Annotated in this window: 16 protein-coding genes; 5 read left to right on the plus strand and 11 right to left on the minus strand. The window is 52.5% G+C overall.

Annotated elements, in window-relative coordinates:
- Positions 1-9: 9 nt before the first annotated feature.
- Both NK55_RS00085 and NK55_RS00090 read left to right on the plus strand, forming a co-directional pair.
- Positions 10-1485 (plus strand): hypothetical protein, encoded by a 1476-nt coding sequence (locus NK55_RS00085; RefSeq protein ID WP_024123833.1) that lies wholly within the window; start codon positions 10-12, stop codon positions 1483-1485.
- 41 nt (positions 1486-1526) lie between these two features.
- Positions 1527-2270: a hypothetical protein gene (locus tag NK55_RS00090; protein ID WP_024123834.1), complete on the plus strand. Its 744-nt coding sequence runs from the start codon at positions 1527-1529 to the stop codon at positions 2268-2270.
- On the opposite strand, the gene NK55_RS00095 is transcribed toward NK55_RS00090, so the two are convergent.
- From NK55_RS00095 to NK55_RS00110, 4 genes are all read right to left on the minus strand, one after another.
- Positions 2267-3418: a GNAT family N-acetyltransferase gene (locus NK55_RS00095; protein WP_024123835.1), complete on the minus strand. Its 1152-nt coding sequence runs from the start codon at positions 3416-3418 to the stop codon at positions 2267-2269. The two genes, NK55_RS00090 and NK55_RS00095, sit on opposite strands and share 4 nt — an antisense overlap.
- Before the next feature lie 115 nt (positions 3419-3533).
- Positions 3534-3830 (minus strand): ferredoxin PetF1, encoded by a 297-nt coding sequence (gene petF1 / locus NK55_RS00100; RefSeq protein ID WP_011056851.1) that lies wholly within the window; start codon positions 3828-3830, stop codon positions 3534-3536.
- Positions 3831-4028: 198 nt separating this feature from the next.
- Positions 4029-7409, minus strand: a complete 3381-nt coding sequence (locus NK55_RS12205; protein ID WP_024123836.1) for a glycosyltransferase — start codon at positions 7407-7409, stop codon at positions 4029-4031.
- Positions 7410-7561: 152 nt separating this feature from the next.
- The gene (locus NK55_RS00110; protein WP_024123837.1) at positions 7562-8014 is read right to left on the minus strand and encodes a type IV pilin protein; all 453 of its coding nucleotides are present in this window, start codon (positions 8012-8014) and stop codon (positions 7562-7564) included.
- Positions 8015-8195: 181 nt separating this feature from the next.
- On the opposite strand from NK55_RS00110, the gene NK55_RS00115 reads away from it, so the two are divergent.
- Entirely contained in the window at positions 8196-8474 is a 279-nt protein-coding gene (locus NK55_RS00115; protein ID WP_024123838.1) for a hypothetical protein, read from the plus strand.
- Positions 8475-8606: 132 nt separating this feature from the next.
- Here NK55_RS00115 and psaC read toward each other — a convergent pair whose 3' ends face one another.
- Positions 8607-8852 carry a photosystem I iron-sulfur center protein PsaC gene (gene psaC, locus NK55_RS00120; protein WP_011056855.1) on the minus strand — a complete coding sequence of 82 codons (246 nt, stop codon included), beginning with the start codon at positions 8850-8852 and terminating at the stop codon, positions 8607-8609.
- 322 nt (positions 8853-9174) lie between these two features.
- On the opposite strand from psaC, the gene NK55_RS00125 reads away from it, so the two are divergent.
- Positions 9175-9588, plus strand: coding sequence for a DUF4168 domain-containing protein (locus NK55_RS00125; RefSeq protein WP_024123839.1), 414 nt, complete (start codon positions 9175-9177; stop codon positions 9586-9588).
- 192 nt (positions 9589-9780) lie between these two features.
- Here NK55_RS00125 and NK55_RS00130 read toward each other — a convergent pair whose 3' ends face one another.
- Positions 9781-9954 carry a metallothionein gene (locus NK55_RS00130; RefSeq protein WP_024123840.1) on the minus strand — a complete coding sequence of 58 codons (174 nt, stop codon included), beginning with the start codon at positions 9952-9954 and terminating at the stop codon, positions 9781-9783.
- Between the two features lie 118 nt (positions 9955-10072).
- On the opposite strand from NK55_RS00130, the gene NK55_RS00135 reads away from it, so the two are divergent.
- A complete protein-coding gene (locus tag NK55_RS00135; protein WP_051372866.1) occupies positions 10073-10456 on the plus strand; it encodes a helix-turn-helix transcriptional regulator in 384 nt (127 codons plus the stop codon).
- On the opposite strand, the gene NK55_RS00140 is transcribed toward NK55_RS00135, so the two are convergent.
- The 5 genes from NK55_RS00140 to NK55_RS00160 form a co-directional block, all read right to left on the minus strand.
- A complete protein-coding gene (locus tag NK55_RS00140; RefSeq protein WP_024123842.1) occupies positions 10424-10897 on the minus strand; it encodes a type IV pilin-like G/H family protein in 474 nt (157 codons plus the stop codon). The two genes, NK55_RS00135 and NK55_RS00140, sit on opposite strands and share 33 nt — an antisense overlap.
- Before the next feature lie 76 nt (positions 10898-10973).
- Positions 10974-14303 carry a tubulin-like doman-containing protein gene (locus tag NK55_RS00145; RefSeq protein WP_024123843.1) on the minus strand — a complete coding sequence of 1110 codons (3330 nt, stop codon included), beginning with the start codon at positions 14301-14303 and terminating at the stop codon, positions 10974-10976.
- Positions 14304-14397: 94 nt separating this feature from the next.
- Positions 14398-17043, minus strand: a complete 2646-nt coding sequence (locus tag NK55_RS00150) for a hybrid sensor histidine kinase/response regulator (protein WP_024123844.1) — start codon at positions 17041-17043, stop codon at positions 14398-14400.
- Positions 17044-17056: 13 nt separating this feature from the next.
- Complete coding sequence (locus tag NK55_RS00155; protein WP_024123845.1) at positions 17057-18616, minus strand: methyl-accepting chemotaxis protein; 1560 nt, start codon at positions 18614-18616, stop codon at positions 17057-17059.
- A complete protein-coding gene (locus NK55_RS00160; RefSeq protein WP_024123846.1) occupies positions 18613-19101 on the minus strand; it encodes a chemotaxis protein CheW in 489 nt (162 codons plus the stop codon). The genes NK55_RS00155 and NK55_RS00160 overlap by 4 nt, the downstream gene beginning before the upstream one ends.
- Positions 19102-19103: the final 2 nt, after the last annotated feature.

Genomic DNA, 19103 nt, shown 5'->3' on the forward strand with positions numbered 1-19103 from the left:
CGATTTCGGATGAGTCCCTCGACCCGCAGTCCTGATCTGGAGGTGGCACAACTGCCGCAGTTATTGCAGGCAGCGCGGTCTCGCTATTTGGCCGGGGAGCGATCGCCCGCTGTGATAAAGCCCCTCTCTCAAGCCCTGCGAGCCATCCTCGAGCGCAACATTGATCCCCATCTCAGCCAGCGGGGAGGATATCTCCAACGCTTAGTGGAAGCCTATTTTCGTCTGTTTCCTCGCTGCCTCCAGCACCTCAGCCGCGATCAACTGCAACAGCAGGCTGTGCAAAAAACGGTGCTACGGTTACTGCAAATTCCCACCACTGTGATTCAAGATGAGTACGATCGCCTCAATCGTGCTCAGTACAACCAGTCCCTCAAGCACCTGGTGCTTGCCTTTAGTCGCCCTGTCCTAGCCAACTGTAATCCAGTGCCCAAACTCACGGAGGCCGAGTGTTTCCTTGCCTTTTTTATTCAGTGCCTACGCCAAGAACTTGGCGCAACGGTTCTCCTATCCCCCCAGTTTCGTCACGAGTACCGCGATCTGCTGCGTACCGTGTGTCTGGGTAGCTCTGATCCCGAACTATGCCAAAGCAACCTCACGGGGTGGCTTTGGGAAGCAATGAAATCCTTTGACCCCCTCAAGCCCTTTGATGCCACTGGCCATGGTCGTCCCACCTTTGAAGCATGGGTGCGCACAGTCATTAGCAATAAACTTGCCGATGAAAAACGCAAACTCCTCAAGCGCGAGGCGGATGAACTGCTCTTCTACGACAACCGTGCCCTGCAAGTGTTTCAAGATCGTTACCAAGCGGCGCCCCCTGAGGTGCAGCGGGGGATTGATCCCAAAGCCTGCGCTCAGTTGATTACGATTGTGCAAACGGAGATTACGGATCCTCGCATTCGCGCTTCAACGACGCGTTTGCGGCAGCACATTGCCCAACTTTTGGGCTGGACACTTGAATATACGCGGGATATTCATCAGCAGGTGCGACGGATTCTCGGGCGGTATGTTCAGTCCACCCGCTCCCTCAACATTTCCTCCACCGACAGTAACCAAGAGTGGATTGACAACTATCCCGATACCCGCACACTGCCAACCAACAATGGTCAAGGGGTGGAGTGTATGGTGGAGTTTCTCAATGATCCGCAGACGCCGACATGGGTCAGGGATTGGTGTGAGCGTCGCCGTACCCAAGCAGAAATTGCCCGTGAACTCTTTGTGAGCCAGCCCACGATTTCTCGCTGCCTCGGTCGTGAATATCGTCTGTGGCTCTACCGTAAATTCTTTCAAGATCCCCAGATTCCGCAATGGATGAGGCGATGGTATGAAACCCAATCCATTCCCAGCCCCCACCAACGACGGCAAGCCCGCCGTGAAATTCACTCTGAGTATGCCCGTGGTCTTTGCACCGCAAAACAAATTGATGAGCAAATAGAAGCCAAGCTTGCCCAGTGGTGCGAGCGTAACGATATTTACTACCTTCCCTAGGCAGCCTGGCTTTTTCGTACTTCGTTTGGATGACGACGGCTATGACTTCCTTTTTGGCACCGACTGTTCCCATTCGTTCCCTGTCATTGGATGCCGCCCATGCGGTGCTTCAGGGATGTCGTCCCAGTCGGCAACGGCAAGTTCTGCCCTATTTGGTTGCGCTTTATTCGTTCATAGACTGGTGGGAAAATGAGGGTGTTCCCAGCAAGTGGGATGATCTTGAGGATCTGCCTGATGATCTAACCTTGAGTACGACTTGGTGTGAGCGGCCAGAGGTTCTTGACCTTGTGGACATTGCGGATCTCAACTTAGAAGGGGTGCAGTTATCTATCTATCCTGTCGAGCAGGGAGAGTCCCTGCGGATTCATTGCCCCACATTTTTGGGGGTGATGAATGCCGATTTGGCAGTTGCGGTTGGTTTGGATCGCGATCGCCGTCAGGCACAGATGCTCGGTTTTTGCGATCGCCAGACCCTCTTGGACTACTGGCAACACCATCCAGCGGATGCTCAAGGCTATGGCACCTTCCCCCTAGAGCAACTGCAACCCATCTTCTACTTGCCCGAGCAAATTAGCTTCCTCAATCCCCTGCCCCAAAGTACACCACTCACCATCAAGGGCAACACCTACGGCCAACCCCTCGAAAATATACCGCAGCTCACCCAGCGTATGACTGCTCCTGAACCTGAGCGGCTGGCCCTCGACAACGAAACCGCAATCCAACGCCTTCTGCAAGCGCTCCAAGGCTATACTGAAACCTCAGAAATTTCCCTCCCCAAAGATTAAGATTGCGCTTCTGGGGGCGATGTGTTTTCGGAGGGATGCTTATGGTAGTAGGCCTGTGTCCCCTCTTGGCTATGATTACTATGAATCTGACCGGGTTGAGGACGGCGGTGGGTTTGCAGCCCTTGGAGGACTTCTGACAAGGTCAGACCTTCCGGCAGGGGCGATCGCACTTCCCGCACCTTGTGCCACACTGAGCGCGACATCATCAAACTGCGACGAATAGGCTCAGCCCAGCTTTCGAGGTAAGCTTCTCGCTCCCCCTGGTAATCCGTCGAAGACAGCAGTAGAGGTACGGGTGGATAGGCCTGCACCAAGCGAGCAATATGGGTCAGTACCTCCGGATACAGATTTGTATAAGCAGGATGCACCGTTAAGTCTAGCCAGTGGGGCGTGTGTCCATTTTGAGTCGTATGGAGGGTGTAGGAGGCGATCGCTACCTTCCGCTGCGGTTCAAACACGTAAGCACGATGCACTTGTACCTGTTGCGACCAACTGGTCAAACTGTGGTGTAGCCAATCCAAAAGACTCGTTTGAAAATCCCGAGAGTGGCGATTAAAAACTTGGCGCACCAGTGCCGGCATCGACATTGTATCCAACTCATGGAGCAACCGTGCATCCGCATTGGTGACCTTTAGCAGATTAGGCAAGCAAGGCGTGCCCTGGGCCAGTTCTGCCAACTGATCCGCTGAAATCTGCCAATAGGTGAGATGCGCCAAGGGTTGAAAGCCATTTTGGCGATACAGGTCTAGTGCCTCGCGGTAGTCAATATTAATTTCCACTATCCACGTACGGGCTTCGACAAGGGTACCAAAACAGTGGCGCAGGAGTTGTGTCCCCACCTCCGTAAACTCTTGGGCAGACAATTGCTGCACCTGCCATGTGGTGCGACTTTCATTAAAGGGAGCAACCTGCACAACGCCTAGCACTTGGTTGTCCCGCTCCGCAACATAAATGCGCTGCTTGCTCATTCCCATTAGCCACTGCAGTAAATGCAGCGGTGAGGTCATCGGTCCACCCGCCAAGGACGGTAGACCAAAGGGTTGCTCATGTACCCCTTGATGGCGCAGCCACTGTTCCACCACCTCCACATCCCGATAGGCCAAGGGACGAATCATCAAATCACCAGTGGGGGGCAAGTCAGAAACCATCAGCGGGCACCAATTACTACTTCTATCTTAAGGACTCCAGCCCCAAAATAAAGGGGCGATGCCCCACAACAATCGCCCCAACAATATAAAACAATATAAATTGTATAAAATCGCCTTAGTAAAGTTCTTCCTCTTGGTTGGTGAGGATTTTGCAGTCAGAACGGGGATAGGCCACACAGGTGAGCACAAAACCCTTCTCAATTTGGTCATCATCCAAGAAGGACTGATCCGACTGATCCACTTCTCCTTCCAGAAGCTTACCGGCACAGGTGGAGCAAGCACCAGCACGGCAGGAGAAGGGCAGGTCTAGGCCTTGCTCTTCGGCCACATCCAGAATGTACTCATCTTCGGGCACGTCAATTGTTGTTTCGCTTCCATCAGGACGCACTAGCGTTACTTTGTAGGTTGCCATGAATCTTGTCCTCTCATGTATGGAAAAGGCAGGGAGCCATCACGCTCCAATTTAGATACTAGGGGAAAAGCCCAGCCTTGATAGGCCCATTCAAGTCCCTTTTTGTATCGTTTTCGTAATTTTAGGCTGCCAAGTTATCTGAAATACTTATAGACATTGAACCCTATGGAGAAAATTAAGCAAACTCGATGGCCGGCTCTATTCTCCGACTCGATGACCCGCAGGCACAACCCACTCCCCTGTCCGATACCGATTGATCATCGCCGTTAGGGCTTGCTCCATCTGGCGGCTAAAGCGTTGAGGATTCCACAGGGGCGCATGGCGTTTGGCTTGGCGTAGCTTCCAACTGACTTGCTGCCGCAGATGGGGTTCCGTCCCGAAACGAATTCCCCAATGCACATACTCCTCATCAGTGAAGGCAATCCCCTCCTCAACGCCGACATTTTTCAGGAACGTGTAGGTATGCCTTGCCACAAACTGCTGTCCCACCTTCGTCACAAGCGGCACCTCCAACCAGAGGGCCTCAAGGCTCATTGCCCCGCCTGCATAGGGATAGGTATCGAGCACCACATCCACATCATAGAGATTAGCACGGTGAATCTCTGGTAAGTTCGACGTTAAGAAATAGAGTTTATCTAAGTCAAACCCCTCAGCTTCGGCAAGACTGCGGCACCATTCCTCAAAGATGGGGCTACCACGGTGGTATTTGACAACCAACACCGCATTGGGGACAGCCTCAACAATGGCAAATTGCAGCTTAAGCATTTCTGGTTGAATTTTACTCGTGCGCTGGGCACACAGAAAGACCACCGCATCAGCACTCAGTCCTAATTGATCGCGAATGCCAGTTTTATTAGCTACCTCATAGCCATCGAGGGAAAGATAGCACTCAGGCAGTCGCCACAGCGTTTCTGTGTACCATGCTTGCGCCCCTTCGGGAAGAATGTAGGGGTCAACAATAAAGTAATCCACTGCTGGCAAGCCAATGGCATCAAAGCCTATCCATGTCGCCTGAACGGGTGCTGGTTTAAGTGTGAGAACTTGGTACGTGATGTCGCTCGTACAACTATCTAAGTCAATGAGAAGATCAATCTTATCTTCATAAATTTGCTCAGCTATCTCAGTGGCTTTTGTTTCACCGTGGTGGAAGTGATCAAAGCTTGCCTGAAACCAATAGGAAAGTTGATCTTGCTTACTGGTAGCAGACCATGGATTGTAAGCATAAAATTCAAACCGCTGGCGATCGTAAAGGCGAATAAAGGAACGCATTTGATGGCCAGCAGGATGTTCATGAAAACAACTACCGATAAATCCTACTTTAATTTTTTGAGGAGAGGGGGTTTTTGTGGCACTATTGATAGCTGGCTGGCAATTCCCATATCTATTCTGTACAGGCAGAAAGGAGTGAGCATTATCGTAAAATATTTGGTTGCGTTTATTATAGATTGGTTTGATAATTGCGGGAGCATCAAACTGATGCGTTAGATGAAAGTAGGAACAGATAACATAAAATACACTGCCAAAATCACTCTGTTCGGTGTTGATGTTTTCAGCAAGAAACTGATTACAGCGATCGGCATTCTTGAGCCATCTCTCACAAAGAGCCATAACCTCTTCAGAATAGTTGAGGTTATACTTAAACGTCTGCATTACGTGCAATTTAGATGTCAGGCTCAAGTCTTCGCCCAAAGGATTGAGTGAATAGTCAAAAAGCCTGTTCGCACAGTCAAGTGCCAACTCATGTAACTTACTTTGAGCGCAGGCACGGCAGAGAAATTCATACAGCCCCCATTTTTCTCTAGCAATTTTGAGGAAAGGTTCAGCCAATGTAGAAGCTAGGCGTGCAGGGTCGTTGTTGAGCAGTTCAAAGACTACCCTCTCTAGAGATGGTTGTATGGATGGATATTGGCCTAGCGCTTTGATAAACTCAGGTAACCCCTCTAGCTCACTGCTGTAACCCACCAAGCGCTGCACTGTATTGACAACATCCTCAGGGTTTATTTCCTCTAAGCCTCCATTGGGCGGCAATAAAGCAGTTAGCTGATGTAACAATTGAGTGATTTCCTGTGTACCTAATTTTAACTGAAGTGAGAGGTTCAGTAATTTCAGTCCTATCTTGAGGTTGGGGCTAAATTCGTAGGCGTAGCTTGTGAGAGCAAATCGCAGTTCCAAGGTATTGCGGGGCAAATTTGCGAGCTCCAATAGGATCGCTGCCCATGTTGCAGTCATCTCTGCTTGCTCTTCTTCAGTAAAGTCACTGAGATACACTGACCACAGAAGTTGCGCCTCTGACTCTTGGCCCTGGAAAATGTAGGTGGCGCCCTGATAGGCAACCCAGCCATGCTCCCCAGGAAACTGCTTACTCAAGGTCTCGCAGGCAGCTAGTACATCCTCATACCGTTGCTGCTCAAGGTAATCGCAAAGTCTGTGCTGCCAGTTGCCCAGCATCGGCACGGACTCTGTTAACACCTGTTCTAGAAATGCTTCCCATTCGCGGGCACGAACTGACCATGTGCAGTGGTGATTGATGTAGTCCACTTGAGCGCGGAGATGCGCCTCAAGGGCGGCATGGGCTTGAGGATCGTTGAACCGTTGAATTGCCCGATTGAGCAGGCGGCTATAGTCGGCCAGATAATTCTCCTGGGGAATGGGAATCAGGTCGGCAAAACCGGCGGTTGTTTCAGGAAGGGCACCCAGTTCACTGGTGATCAGATAGCAGCCACTGGCCATGGCTTCCATGGCGGCAATGCAGGAGGTTTCTGGAAATGTATTAGTATAGGCCCAAATGGCTGTGGATTTGAGGGCTTGAGCCAGTTCAGGCTGCCGTAGTGAACCCACATAGTTGACGTTAGCCAAATCATGGCAGCGTTGGTAAAGGTTGCCATACTCCTGTTGATCCTCAGACTCACTGGCTTGATAGACCTTCATACTGGAATAGACATTGAGACGAACGGAGGGATGGCTGACTTGTAGGGCGGGCATGAGGTCAAGGAGCAAATTCAAGCCGCGAAAGGGCGTACTCGTATAGGCCAGCGTCCAGGGTTGTGCCTTTGCCTTGAGAATAGACTCTGTAGAATCAAAAAGGTTTTCAAAGCAAGGGGCAATGGCATTACGCAGTACAGCGGTTTTCTCAGCAGGGATCTTGAATGCCTCAATATATTGCTCCTGCTGCCACTGACTAATTAAAACAATCCGTTCATAAACCTCTTGATGTTCAGGGGACCGCAAAGATTCAACGTCAGGTTGATCGGCAGCGTGGTGTGCCCACAATAATAAGGGAGTCTGAGGTGGCAAGACTAAACGAAGCTGGTCGGCCCCAAGGGTACTATTCAAAATAATGGCTATATCAGGTTTCAGCTGCTCAAGGAATGGCAGGGTCAGCCAAGCCAGCGGTAGATGCGGGACGTGGCGGATACATTCAATGTGCCGCGTGTTGTTAAAGAGCCAAACCTCGTGCCCCCGCTGTTGCAACTGCTCTGCTAAATAACAGAGTGCTGACTGTGTCCCTCCTAGGGGAGCTTCGTAGGGTGTATTGAGGGTGTACTGCCAACCAATCCCATCAATAAAGAGAAGGCGCATCGGAACCGAGGGGGCTAATTAGAGGAAATGGTTACCTACAGCAATTATTTTCCAATAAAAAAGCCAAGACTCCTGCATCTTGGCTTCTTTTCGGTATGACTCAATAGGGTCAACCTTGTTCTAATTTTTAAGGGCTTAAGCGGACAATCAACTTAGGAGCAGTCAGGAGCAGTGTTAGAATTGCCCGTTACGATCGTAGAAGTTGTAACACCATTTGCAACCGTTACACAACCCGTTACACCCGTCCCTTGAGGATCATTCGCTGTTGTCTTAGCAGTCGCCGAGTTACCACCATTAGCACTAATCGTAGGAGTTGTATACTGATCAGGTGTCGAGACCCCGAGCTTCAAAGTTGTTACATCAGGAGCGAATGCTGTGTTCTCCAGACGGTAGGCTTGCTGAGCACGGTTGATGGCACCAATCGCATTCTTGGCGCTGGACAGCCGAGCTTTAGATGCTTGGTTGAGCATAGAGGGCAGGGCAATAGCTGCCAGAATGCCAATGATGATGACCACTACGAGCAGTTCAATTAAAGTGAAGCCTTCGTTGGCTTTTTTCTTGGCCAGCAGGTGCTGGAGGAATTTAGCTTTCAGTTCGGTTTTCATAGTCTTGAGACTCCTTAGGTCAACAATCTTGTCTCTACGGTTAACATACCCAGCCATTGCCCCAGACTTAACACCCCCCTCAAAAAATTTTTTGCCTCAGGACAGGGTTGCCCTAGCTATGGGGAAGCGATTTGCCGTCTGCTACAGTTGGGGTAGCTGTCTTATTGGGCAATGCAGGCTTATGGAGAATCGTGGCAATGGTTTTGGCTGGGGGTTTCTGGTGGGTGCCCTCTTTGGTGGCATTACTGGCTCTCTGGTCACGCTCCTACTCAAGGACAGACTTGCGGCAGCGTCTACCGACAAGAGCCCACGGATCAAAGATCAGCGATCAGCTCCCCTCCAAGGGAATGACGAGCCTCTGATGGAGGCGATGCGCCTGGAGCTGGAGGCCAAAATTGCCCAGATCAATGAAGCGGTGGATGATCTGCAAAACCGACTCAGCCATGAGGACCAACCCTAAGCAGCCAACTGGTGGCACTTAGGGATAAACCCAGCTAATATACAAGAAAAGCACAAATAAAAGACTTGAGACATTCGAATGCTGCCTCAAGCCCAGTCGAATATTTAAGACCAGCTTCACAGAAATAGGGAACTAGTAGGCTAGACCCATGCTGCGGGTGGTTTCTGCACCCAAATAGACACGAATACTCAAAAAGTCAGTAGGGCAGGCGGTTTCACAACGTTTGCAGCCAACGCAATCTTCCGTGCGCGGGGAGGAGGCAATTTGGCCAGCTTTGCAACCATCCCAAGGCACCATTTCCAGCACATCGGTGGGGCAGGCCCGCACACACTGGGTGCAGCCAATGCAGGTATCGTAGATTTTGACAGTGTGAGCCATGTAATAACCGCTCCTAAAACGATCAGGATGACAGGTGGATGCCCTGCCGCCAACTCAGGAAGCCCCTAAGCTACGACAATAAGGGCAGTCTGGAGAGAAATACCGAGATTTAGGATACCGCAGTGGTTGATTGCTGGACGGACTGGATGAGCAAACTTCAAAGAATGTAACTTTTTTGTAAAGTCTAGTAAATTTACCTACTGTGCCTTCAATCTTGGCCAAAACGGTTTTTAATGGCTGCTGCTTGCCGGCGTTGGGGAACTTGAAGCAGTTCTCGGGATTCCAAGTAGAGTGTAGTCGGACGCGTTGTGTGTGGTGGTCAATGTCCTGGAAGTGGTTACCCCTTGCTCTGTGTAGTGCCGGTCTGCTGCCTGTGCCTTCACCCTATTCCTTGGCTCAGACTTCCCCGCGCACAGATGTGATTGCTCCGTGGGAGATCACGACCTATGCCCGTGTAGTTCTCGAAATTGAACCGATTCGCCAAAAATACTATCGCCAAGCTCAGGCAGCTTTCCAAGGTCAAGTGCCCCGAAACTCTTGCTTTGGCATGAATCCCCAAAATATCCCCAGTGGATTGGAGACCATTTGTGCCAACTATGGGCGGGAGGCAATGCAAGTGCTGAGAAAATATAATATGTCCCTAGAGCAATTCAATGCGATTACACTGCGAGCACAGCAAGATGGCGCCTTTAGCCAACGTATCCAGGCCGAAATGCTGCGATTGCAACAACCTTAATCATCAAGTCCATATCAGGTCTGACAGGTGCTCGGCAGCGTTATAGGTGGCTGTAATCAAGGAAATAGATGGGAGGTCTGCCACACTGGATCGCAACTAATGAGAAATGACGAGGACAATCTCCTCCTCTTGATTGTATAGAGTGGGTGGGGCGATCGCCTCGTCATTATCTACTGTTACAGATTGTAACTTCTAGGCAGAGCCACAGCCACAACCTGAGTGGCCACAGCCGTTACTCTCTTTGCAGGTGCCATTGGCACAGACTTCAGAGCAGTAGGGTTTGCCGTCGACCATGATTGCATCGCTGAGGGAGACAATGCACAGGCAGTGGGGACAGGCGCATTTCATTTGGGTAACAGTTGTCATGGCTTTTCCTCCAAATGGCCAAGATCAGTGAGGTTGTTTTCCACCTCTACTTCAATATATCTGAACAACTGTTCATATGTCAATTGGTTATTGCCTAACCAGCGCCTATGATGAAGATATGAATACTCTTGATCCTCATCATCCAGAGGCTTTAGCGCAGGTGAGCGATCGCTTGCTCTCTACGGAAAAAGCCCAGCGGATGGCGCAGTTTTTTGGTCTACTGGCTGACACGAATCGATTGCGAATTGTGGACCTGCTTGCCCAGGGGGAGTTTTGTGTCAGGGATATCGCCGTGGCTCTAGAAATGAGCGAATCCGCTGTCTCCCACCAATTGCGGATGCTGAAGGCGCTGCGACTGGTGCGTTTTCGCCGCCAAGGACGTCATATCTTTTATCAGTTACTAGATCACCATGTCCTCACGCTTTACAAGGCAGCGGCAGAACATTTAGATGAAGAAGAATCAGACACTTCAGGGGGTGGGATCGGGACAGGCCGGTGGTGATGCTGTGCTTGAACCAGAGGGAGCAGCTTCTAAAATTTGGGTTGTGGTCAATGTTGTATACGTCGCGTAGGTACAACCTGTAAATGCCTTTAATTCTGCTCGCTCAGGGGTGGCTTGGAATTGAGCATAGTCACTGTCGGCATGGCTGATTTGATACTCATAGTCGGGTGTATCACTAAAGCCGATTTGTAAACTTGCTAGGTCGTCGGTGAAGGTTGGATTTGCCAAGCGGTAGGCCTGTTGGGCACGGTTAACTGCACCGATATTGGTTTTGGCTTGGGACTCGCGGGCTTTAATGGCCTGATTCAACATCGAGGGAAGGGCGATCGCCCCCAAGATAGCGATAATAATGACAACAACGAGTAGTTCAATGAGGGTTAGGCCTTTGCAGGTAAGGAGCGATCGATAGAACCAAGGCAGGTTAGAACGATAGGGAGACATAGGAATGCTCCAACTTTGGACTCGTCTTTATCCTAAAGTGTTCCCACAGTTCTTCGTGAAATTACAGGGATCTCCTCTAAAGCCCCAGCAGTTTTTTCTTCGCAGCTTGGAACTCTGCCTCTGAGAGCAGACCCTGCTGATACATGGCCATCAGTTGTTGCAGTTGCTCTAACCCCGAGGAACTTGCTGAAGCAGTGGTTTCAGGTGTTGGTTCGGTTTGGGGCAGGGGCGGTTCAGGGGCAGCGGGTGTTGGCATTGGACTAGGAGCTGATGTTCCTTGAGCCAATTGATAGGTTTGGATCACCTCTTGGAGAATCGCGGCTTCCCGCTTGTATTCAAGGCTGTCGCGTCCTCCCGCTTTGTGGAGTTCTTCCTCGCGTTGCTTCAAGTAGTTTAGTAAATGCTCATAGAGAGTTTGCTTTTGCTGGGGGGTTTCTGCGGCTTTGAGAATCACGGTCACTTGGCGCTGAATTTCCTCTAAGTCGGGACGGCAGGCCAGCACCTCTAGGACTTGAGTCACCTCTTCCCAGTTGGCAGCCAGATCCACTTCCTCAAGGCCGACGGCGGTATGGCGGGCATAGCGGATTGTCACTTCACGGGTGGCACGATTTTCCGCCTGTTTCAGAACACTCAGGGCCCGAGCTGTCACTACCAGTTTCAAAAGTTGTGGGTTTTCCGGAAACACATCCCAAAAGGGAGGATCCTTTTGTAGATGCACGGGAATCGGCAAATCGCGGTTTTCTCCTCGCAGGCGGGCCCGCTTGGCGGTAATCATTTGGCCGCGCCAATCTTGATAGGACTGGCGCAGTTCGGGCATGCCTTCAATACAGCGCAATGAAAAGCCCCCCATTTCTTGGACAAAAACAATGCGATGCCGCTCGCGATCGCCTAAAGGCTTGATGTCTTCACTGGTAATACTCTGGCCGTTGGGCTTGACAAGGTTCTTGAGGAGAGGAATGAGCTTTTTGGCAGCCAAATCGGCGGTATTTTCACCCCCCACAATGGCAATATTCGTATTTACGGAGGGGGTAAAGCCGGCATCGCGCCCACTCATCACCGCCTGGGAGAGGAGTAGCAGGGGCTTAGACTTTTGGTAGGCGAGGCGCAGAACACTCAGGATTTCTCCTTCGTCGTTGCGATAGAGCTGTAACAGGCGATCGCAGGCGGTGAGATCCCGCACAAGGCGGCTTTCTTCCGGAGCATTTTGCACGGTGCGCCGTACTGTTTCCTCGATAATCTCAGCCAGGTCACTTTCTTGGACATCCGCCAGTTGCGCTACATCCAATAGGCGCATCACCTCATTGGCAGCGCGGGTTTCCTTCCACAGGGGACTTGCCTCCTGCAACACTGTTGTCGCTGTTGTGGTACAGAGTTGATTGAGGCCAATGGTGAATGTGGACTCTACCCCTGTGTTGGCACCGGCATAGCGCTCGACGAGGTCTTGATAGAGGCCGTTGAGTTCTTGGCGATCGTAAAGCTTCACCCCATTGATCCGCAGGGCATCTGCACTATCGGCTTGACTATCGGCCATTGCCTTGAAGCCATCCCGTAAATTGAGGAGCCGTTGGTTGAGCTTGGCAAGACGTGCTTCCATCCCCTGTAGCCACTCCTCCAATTTGGCCATCACCTCTTTGGCAAGTACCCGTGCTTTGGCTTGAATGATGGCATTGAAACTCCCCTCAATTCCTTCTAGGGCCTGCTGGCAAAATTCCTCCATTTTTGCTTGCTTGGAGATGCCAAACAGGGTACTGAAGTGGTTAATGTCCTGGAGGGCATTTTCGTATTGCCGCTGACGATTGGTGATGTTGGGCTGCCAAGTGTTCTGGAGCTCGCGGTCGTACTTTTCCCTTTGGCTAAGAAAAATCTGGCGAATTTGCAGCAGAAAGGCCTGGGCAAACTTCGGCCCTCGGTTGCGATCTTCAACGATGCGATAGAACTCCTCCTCAAGACTTTGGCGAGCCTGCTGGATGATTTGATTGCGGTTGTCGTACATGCGCTGGAAAAAGTCACCGTGGAGGCGCTCATCGGGGCTTAGTTCGCGCAAGTGGGCAGCTCGGTAATTGTCCACCTGTTCAGTTAGCCAGGGCACAAATTGCAAAATTTTGCCTCTTTCCGCACCAATCATACCCCCCAACCCCTGTTGGGTACATTCAAGGAGGTTTTCACGGCTAATTTGATGGCGCAGATCGTTGACCCAGCGGGAAATTTCCTGCATATAGGGGCGATCGCCGGCTGCCGCCAGGGCCAGCACCAAATCCATATCCAGCAAGTTCATGGGTTTCAGGAGGCTCTGGGTCAGCTCCAACAGTTGCGGCGGCAATTGCACCGATTCATTTAGCCACCAGTGAATAACGTCTTGACAGAGGCGATAGGTCAAGGAGGCGCGAATTTGGGCAATGGGAATTTCAATACTGGAGAGGCCAAAGCTCATGAAGTTTTTGGGGTAGCCGCGCCCGCCGGCATCCTGAGACGCCCAAGCCGCCTTAATGTTGTCCCGAATGGAGCGTTTGTGGGGAGCAAAGTCCGAGGTGAGATCCAAAAAGATATTTTGGGCGATCATTTCGCGGATCTCATCCAGCTTGAATTCACTCTCGCCATTTTTGGTGCCCACGAGGTAGGTAAAGTCAAAGGGAGGGCAGTTGTAACGCACTTCATCGGCCAGGCTACTGCTAAATTGAGCAACGTACTCAGTGCGGTAGTCGGAAAAGTAGCTGAGTTCCATGAGGGCGGCATAGCCATTGGCAAGGACGCGATCGCCGACACTAATAGCAGCAAAAGCATTGGGCATGGGCACAATTCCCGTGACGAGGGGACTCGACTGCCCCTTGAGCCAGTGGCGGACACAATAGCCGAGGTCAATGAGCATGCCGCTACCCGTACCCCCAGAGAGCGAACCGGTAATAAAGACATTGAGGCTACTATTGTTGACCCTGAGGCCGTAGCGGCTTTGCATAAAACTTTCGTGACCTTTGACGCGATCGCTAGCCGCTTGGAACTTTTGTTGAATCGCATGGTAGTTGCAAAAGAAGGCAAAACGACCACAGGCACGGATTTGACCTGCCCCTGCCTCTAGGGCAGTAATGTTGCGCTCCAGTTCCTTGGGAAACCAAGAGGCAATCCAGGGGTAGTTGTCGAGGTTTTGAATAATTTGCTGCACGTTTTTGCCACTGACACTGGCCCAGTGCTTTTCGTTGTCCTTGAGGGGAGATCCAGCGGCGAGGGGATTGCTGACTTTGTAGTCGCGATCGGTGTCAATGGCCAGGAAGCTAATCACAGGAAACTGTTTCAGGCTGCCGTAGGTTTCTTCAACTAAACGCCGCACCCGCGAGAGCACTTCAATGCCTGTGCCACCCACCCCCACAATGACCGTCGGCACAATTGATTTTTCCTCCACCTGTACAGGCATGGTTACTCTCTCCACCGCAAGTCACCCCGATCCTAGCAAGGATGTCCGCGAAATGTTTCATAAGAAAATTTGGCAGCAATGCAATTTGATTGCTTTATCCGCTGGGGGTCACCGCAGCAGCCTGGCGACCTGCGAGCAGTTGGGTGACCTTTTGCAGTAACCCTTGGGGTTGAAAGGGCTTGGTGATGTAGTCATTGGCACCCAGTTGAAAGGCCTTTTGGCGGTGGGTATCCCCTCCCCGTGAAGTTAACATTGCAACGGGTAAATGGTGTAAAGGCGTCGAAAGACGAATCGCCTCTAGTAAGCCATAACCATCGAGGCGGGGCATCTCGATATCCGTGATCACAAGGGAGACTTGATCCCCTTGGCCAAGGAGAAAATCCAAGGCTTCTTTGCCATCGCGGCATTGTACAACATCGTAGCCCGCCTGCCGCAGCACACGATCCAGGAGCCGTCGCACGGTGATGGAGTCATCAACAATGAGCACTTGGGGAATCGTGCGCTGCTGGGGTCTTGCCATGATCGGGGAGGCCGGTACCGCCATGGGCCTAAGCAGCACCGTAAAGTTATCGGGAGCCAGAACCGGCACCACTTCACCGCTTCCCAGAACCGTACACCCCATGACGTAGGGGGGCACGGGTACCGTTTGATCAAAGGGCTTGACCACTAACTCCCGCTCGGCAATAAGATAGTTCACCGCCAAAGCCACCGCCTGACCGGCCACATCCACAACCACACCTACACCAAGGGGCTGCGTTGGCGCACTCAGGGGACGATGATAGGGCAGTAATTGATGCAGGGGGCACAGGGGAATGGATTGTCCTTGCCAATCAATGGTGGGGCTGGGGTGGCGAATATCTGTGTATTCCTTGAGGGCAATGACTTCGCGGATACTCAGGTCTGGGATGGCCAAGGTGAGCTCCCCGACTTGACACAGTACCATGGGCAGCAGACTCAGGGTCAAGGGGAGGGTAAGGGTGAAGGTCGTTCCCTGCTGGGGTTCGGTGGTGATCTGCAGACGACCCCGCGATCGCTGGACTTGCTCACGCACCACATCGAGTCCCACCCCACGACCGGAGAGATCACTCACCTCCTTGGCGGTTGAAAACCCCGGTACAAAGAGAAATTCCAAAATCTGCTCGCGGCTCAGGTGAGGAACTTTTTCGGCAGAGCAAAGCTGCAGTTCCATCGCTTTTTGACTGACCCGTTGCAGATCTATTCCCCGACCATCATCGGCCACCTGAATTTCCACGGCATTCCCCCGCAGTCGCGCCCGTAGCCAAATGGTTCCCGTCGGGGACTTGCCCAGTTGCTGCCGCTGTGCGGGTGGCTCAAGACCGTGGTCAAAGGCGTTGCGCACCAGATGGGTCAGGGGTGCCTTGAGTTGCTGCAAAATCACTTGATCGACAAGGGTATCGCCCCCCTCAATCACCAGTTGAACCGGTTTATGGTGGCGATCGCCCAAGGCTTGCACAGCGGTCACAAACTTTTCTGCCAGTTGGCGAAAGGGCACTAAGCGAGAATTCGTCAGTTCAGCGTAGAGACTATTTAAGTGCTGGCGGTTGAGATCCAGGGCTTCTTGGAGATCGCGGTTGAGCAGATCAATATCGGCGCCTGTCTCCTGAATCCGCACCAGCAATTCTTGAAAATCTTGGAGGGCGGTGTGCAGTTCTGTGTAGTGGTCAAATTGCAGGGCATCAAAGTCATCAACGTCATCAACGTCATCAAAGTCATTGTGGCCATTCGTTGGCCGACCTCGACCGCCAAGGGGGGTGGCCAAGCGATCGTAAACAGTCTGCACCTGATCGCGAATGGGCCGAAATTGCTCAAGGCGGTGCTTAAGTTCGCGATTGGCCCGCAAAAACTGCTGTTGATAGAGGGTGAAGCGTTCTTGGCCAATGAGCAATTCGCTGACAGTGTTACCGAGGCGATCCAGCCGGCTGACGGGAATGCGCAGATAGCTGTCTTGGGGGGGAGTTGTTTCCGCAGGCGGGGTAGGGGTCGGTTCAGGCGGCAGTAACTTGACCAGTTCTGCCTGCTGCAATTGACGACACTCAGCGACAATGGCGGGCACTAATTCCCCAAGGGGCAAATCCGCTGCTAACTTCGGTAATTCGGCGGCCAGTTGCTGCAACCAAGGCAGTGCGTACTGTTTCCCTAAGGTGTGGGCAGTGGCAATTAGGTGAGCCAAGGCCGTCTCCCGCTCTGCATCCGTGGCACTGGCCTCTAGGATCTGCAAGGACTCCTCAAGGGTCTGGGTCAAGGCGGTGCGCAGATCGGGGGGAGCTGCAGTGGGGGGCGAGGGGAGGGCTGAGACGGTGCTGAGGAGTTCCGTGAGGGCTGCAAGAAGGGCTTGATAGGGGGGTGTTGGTGTTAAGGAATGATTCTGTTTGGCGGCGGCCAAGAGTTCTTGGGCTTGCTCAATGCCTTGAACTAGAAGATGATGAGCACGGGGGCGATCGCCCAGGCGACCCTCCTTGAGGGCTTCCAGAACATCCTCTAGGCGATGACTCAAGACCTGTAGCTCACTCAGTTGGGCAATCCCAGCCCCCCCTTTGAGGGAATGCGCCGCCCGCATCAACCTGTTGTAATCCTCAGCCGTATAGTGACGCTCGGGATTGCTGATCACCTCCTCTGCCCATTGTTCGAGGAGCAGTAAATACTCCGGGGCATCCTCGTAGAGGAAGCAATGGCGCGCTTCTTGGGTAATTGCATCAAGCTCAGTCGCATCAAGGGTCATAGGTTACCCGTCCTCAAGGATCCACACGGAACCGCGATACCGAGGCCTGCAGTTCTGCGGCAAGGGCTACTAGACTTTCCATGGCATCCACCACAGCAGCAGCGGCTGAAGTTGTTGTTTGTGCCATCTGGGCAACCCGCTGCATAATCTGCGTCACTTCTGCAGCCGTGGCGGTTTGGGAGGCGGTGCGCTCAGAAATCATTTGCAGTCGTGAATCAATCTGCTGGTTGAGGCGAGCGAGTCCCTGTAACGTTGCTTTGGTTTGACTCACCAACTGGGTGCCCTTGACCACTTGCGCTGTACTGACTTCCATTTCCTGAAGCACCTCAGCCGTCTCCTGCTGAATCCCCGTCACTAACTGTTCAATATCCCGTGTTGAATCTGTGACTCGCTCGGCCAGGCGGCGCACCTCATCGGCCACCACCCGGAAGCCTTGGCCGTGCTCCCCAGCGCGGGCAGCTTCAATCGAAGCATTAAAGGCCAAAAGGTTGGTTTTCTCAGAGATGTTGGAGATGATGTTGATGATTTTGGAGATTTCTTGGGAGGATTCAGCGAGGCGTTTCATTTTCTTGGCAGTCTCGGCCACGCTGAGGCGGATATTCTCCATGCTCTCTACGGTAGTGTCCATAGTTGCATCCCCCAATTGTGCTGCCGTCAGCCCCTCTGCGGCGATCGCTGCTGCTTCTTGGGCAGACTGGGCTACTGCTTGCACTGAGGCGGCCATTGTTTCGACCGCTTCCACACTGCGATCAATGTCGGCAGCTTGCTGGGTTGCCCCGGCAACCAGTCCGGCGATCGCCCCCTGGGTGGTTTGGGCAGCGGTTTGGACTTGGTTGGCAGCGGTTTGGACTTGGACGACAATTTGACGCAAACTACGCACTGTGGCATTGAAAGCATCGGCAATGGAACCCATTTCCCCTTCGTCCACCTTGGCGCGTACGGTGAGATCTCCCCGCTGGGCTCCCTCAATATCCAGCAATAGGTTAATCACTGCCTCCTGCATTTTCATCCGTTCTTGGCGCTGCCGCTGTACTTCCCCTTGACGTTGCGCTTCAAGGGTTTGAATCTGATCCTGCTGCTGCTGGAGCTGAGCGACCAAGACGGCAATTCCTTGGCCAATGGCGGCGAGTTGAGGATCCTTAAACGCAGGCAAGGGGCTATCCCACTCCTGTTGCTGGAGTTGCACTAGCCATGTTTCTAAGGTGTGCAGCCCCTGCCGCAACTGTTTGATTTGACCCCGTCCTAGGGGAATGGGGGTAGCGGCAACGGGGGCACTTGGCAGTGGGGGGAGCGGGGGAGGCGCAGGGCTTGTCTGCAATAGTGCCAAGGCATGGCGGGCACTTTGACCAAAAATTCCCTGATCTGCTGCGGCGATCGCCTGATAAAGGGCTTTGGCGGCAGTGACATCACCCGCCTGTTCTAGGGCAGTGGCTAGGGTTAACTGTACCAAATGATCAGTGGGTTCTTCCTCAAGGAGGGCCCGCAGGGTCGGGATATCCTGAGTGAGAATGGCATTAAAGTAGCGATCGCTCAGGGATGAGGTTGGCGGGGTGGAATTGGCAAGGGAGGTCATAGGGCTGGAGCGGCTGAATGGGCAACAGCTTCAAAAACGGCTTCAACATTCAATAGTAAAATTGGCAGGCGATCCAACCGCACAAAACCCTGCAAATACTGGTGCACCTGCCGTTGAAGTTGCTGAGGCACCGGTTGCCGCTGCTGTGGGGAGACATGAATAATGCCCCGCAGTTGACTCACCACACAAGCCAGTTGACGCGGCGAAGATCCGTCAGTATCGCGCATGACCAGTGCCGTCCAACGTTGGTGGGGCGATCGCTCCCAAGCATGCTCCACCCCCAGCAATTTCAATAGGTCAAGCATCCACAATAACTGCCCCCGGTGGTTACTAATACCCAAAAGAGCAGCTGAAACCCCCGGCACCAGACAAATATCCCGTGGCTCAACGCTTAAAACCTGAGCCGTTTGCCCAAGGGGAATGGCCACATTCACCCGTTGGGGCAGTTCCACATGAAAGTATTCCTGAAGGACTGGGGCACTCACAG

This window comes from Thermosynechococcus sp. NK55a, from assembly GCF_000505665.1.
Taxonomy (GTDB): Bacteria; Cyanobacteriota; Cyanobacteriia; order Thermosynechococcales; family Thermosynechococcaceae; genus Thermosynechococcus.

Excerpts from the sequence above, each read along its gene's own strand:
- NK55_RS00085 (WP_024123833.1), top strand. The coding sequence starts at position 10 with ATGAGTCCCTCGACCCGCAGTCCTGATCTGGAGGTGGCACAACTGCCG.
- NK55_RS00090 (WP_024123834.1), top strand. The coding sequence starts at position 1,527 with ATGACTTCCTTTTTGGCACCGACTGTTCCCATTCGTTCCCTGTCATTG.
- NK55_RS00095 (WP_024123835.1), bottom strand. The coding sequence starts at position 3,418 with ATGGTTTCTGACTTGCCCCCCACTGGTGATTTGATGATTCGTCCCTTG.
- petF1 (WP_011056851.1), bottom strand. The coding sequence starts at position 3,830 with ATGGCAACCTACAAAGTAACGCTAGTGCGTCCTGATGGAAGCGAAACA.
- NK55_RS12205 (WP_024123836.1), bottom strand. The coding sequence starts at position 7,409 with ATGCGCCTTCTCTTTATTGATGGGATTGGTTGGCAGTACACCCTCAAT.
- NK55_RS00110 (WP_024123837.1), bottom strand. The coding sequence starts at position 8,014 with ATGAAAACCGAACTGAAAGCTAAATTCCTCCAGCACCTGCTGGCCAAG.
- NK55_RS00115 (WP_024123838.1), top strand. The coding sequence starts at position 8,196 with ATGGAGAATCGTGGCAATGGTTTTGGCTGGGGGTTTCTGGTGGGTGCC.
- psaC (WP_011056855.1), bottom strand. The coding sequence starts at position 8,852 with ATGGCTCACACTGTCAAAATCTACGATACCTGCATTGGCTGCACCCAG.
- NK55_RS00125 (WP_024123839.1), top strand. The coding sequence starts at position 9,175 with ATGTCCTGGAAGTGGTTACCCCTTGCTCTGTGTAGTGCCGGTCTGCTG.
- NK55_RS00130 (WP_024123840.1), bottom strand. The coding sequence starts at position 9,954 with ATGACAACTGTTACCCAAATGAAATGCGCCTGTCCCCACTGCCTGTGC.
- NK55_RS00135 (WP_051372866.1), top strand. The coding sequence starts at position 10,073 with ATGAATACTCTTGATCCTCATCATCCAGAGGCTTTAGCGCAGGTGAGC.
- NK55_RS00140 (WP_024123842.1), bottom strand. The coding sequence starts at position 10,897 with ATGTCTCCCTATCGTTCTAACCTGCCTTGGTTCTATCGATCGCTCCTT.
- NK55_RS00145 (WP_024123843.1), bottom strand. The coding sequence starts at position 14,303 with ATGCCTGTACAGGTGGAGGAAAAATCAATTGTGCCGACGGTCATTGTG.
- NK55_RS00150 (WP_024123844.1), bottom strand. The coding sequence starts at position 17,043 with ATGACCCTTGATGCGACTGAGCTTGATGCAATTACCCAAGAAGCGCGC.
- NK55_RS00155 (WP_024123845.1), bottom strand. The coding sequence starts at position 18,616 with ATGACCTCCCTTGCCAATTCCACCCCGCCAACCTCATCCCTGAGCGAT.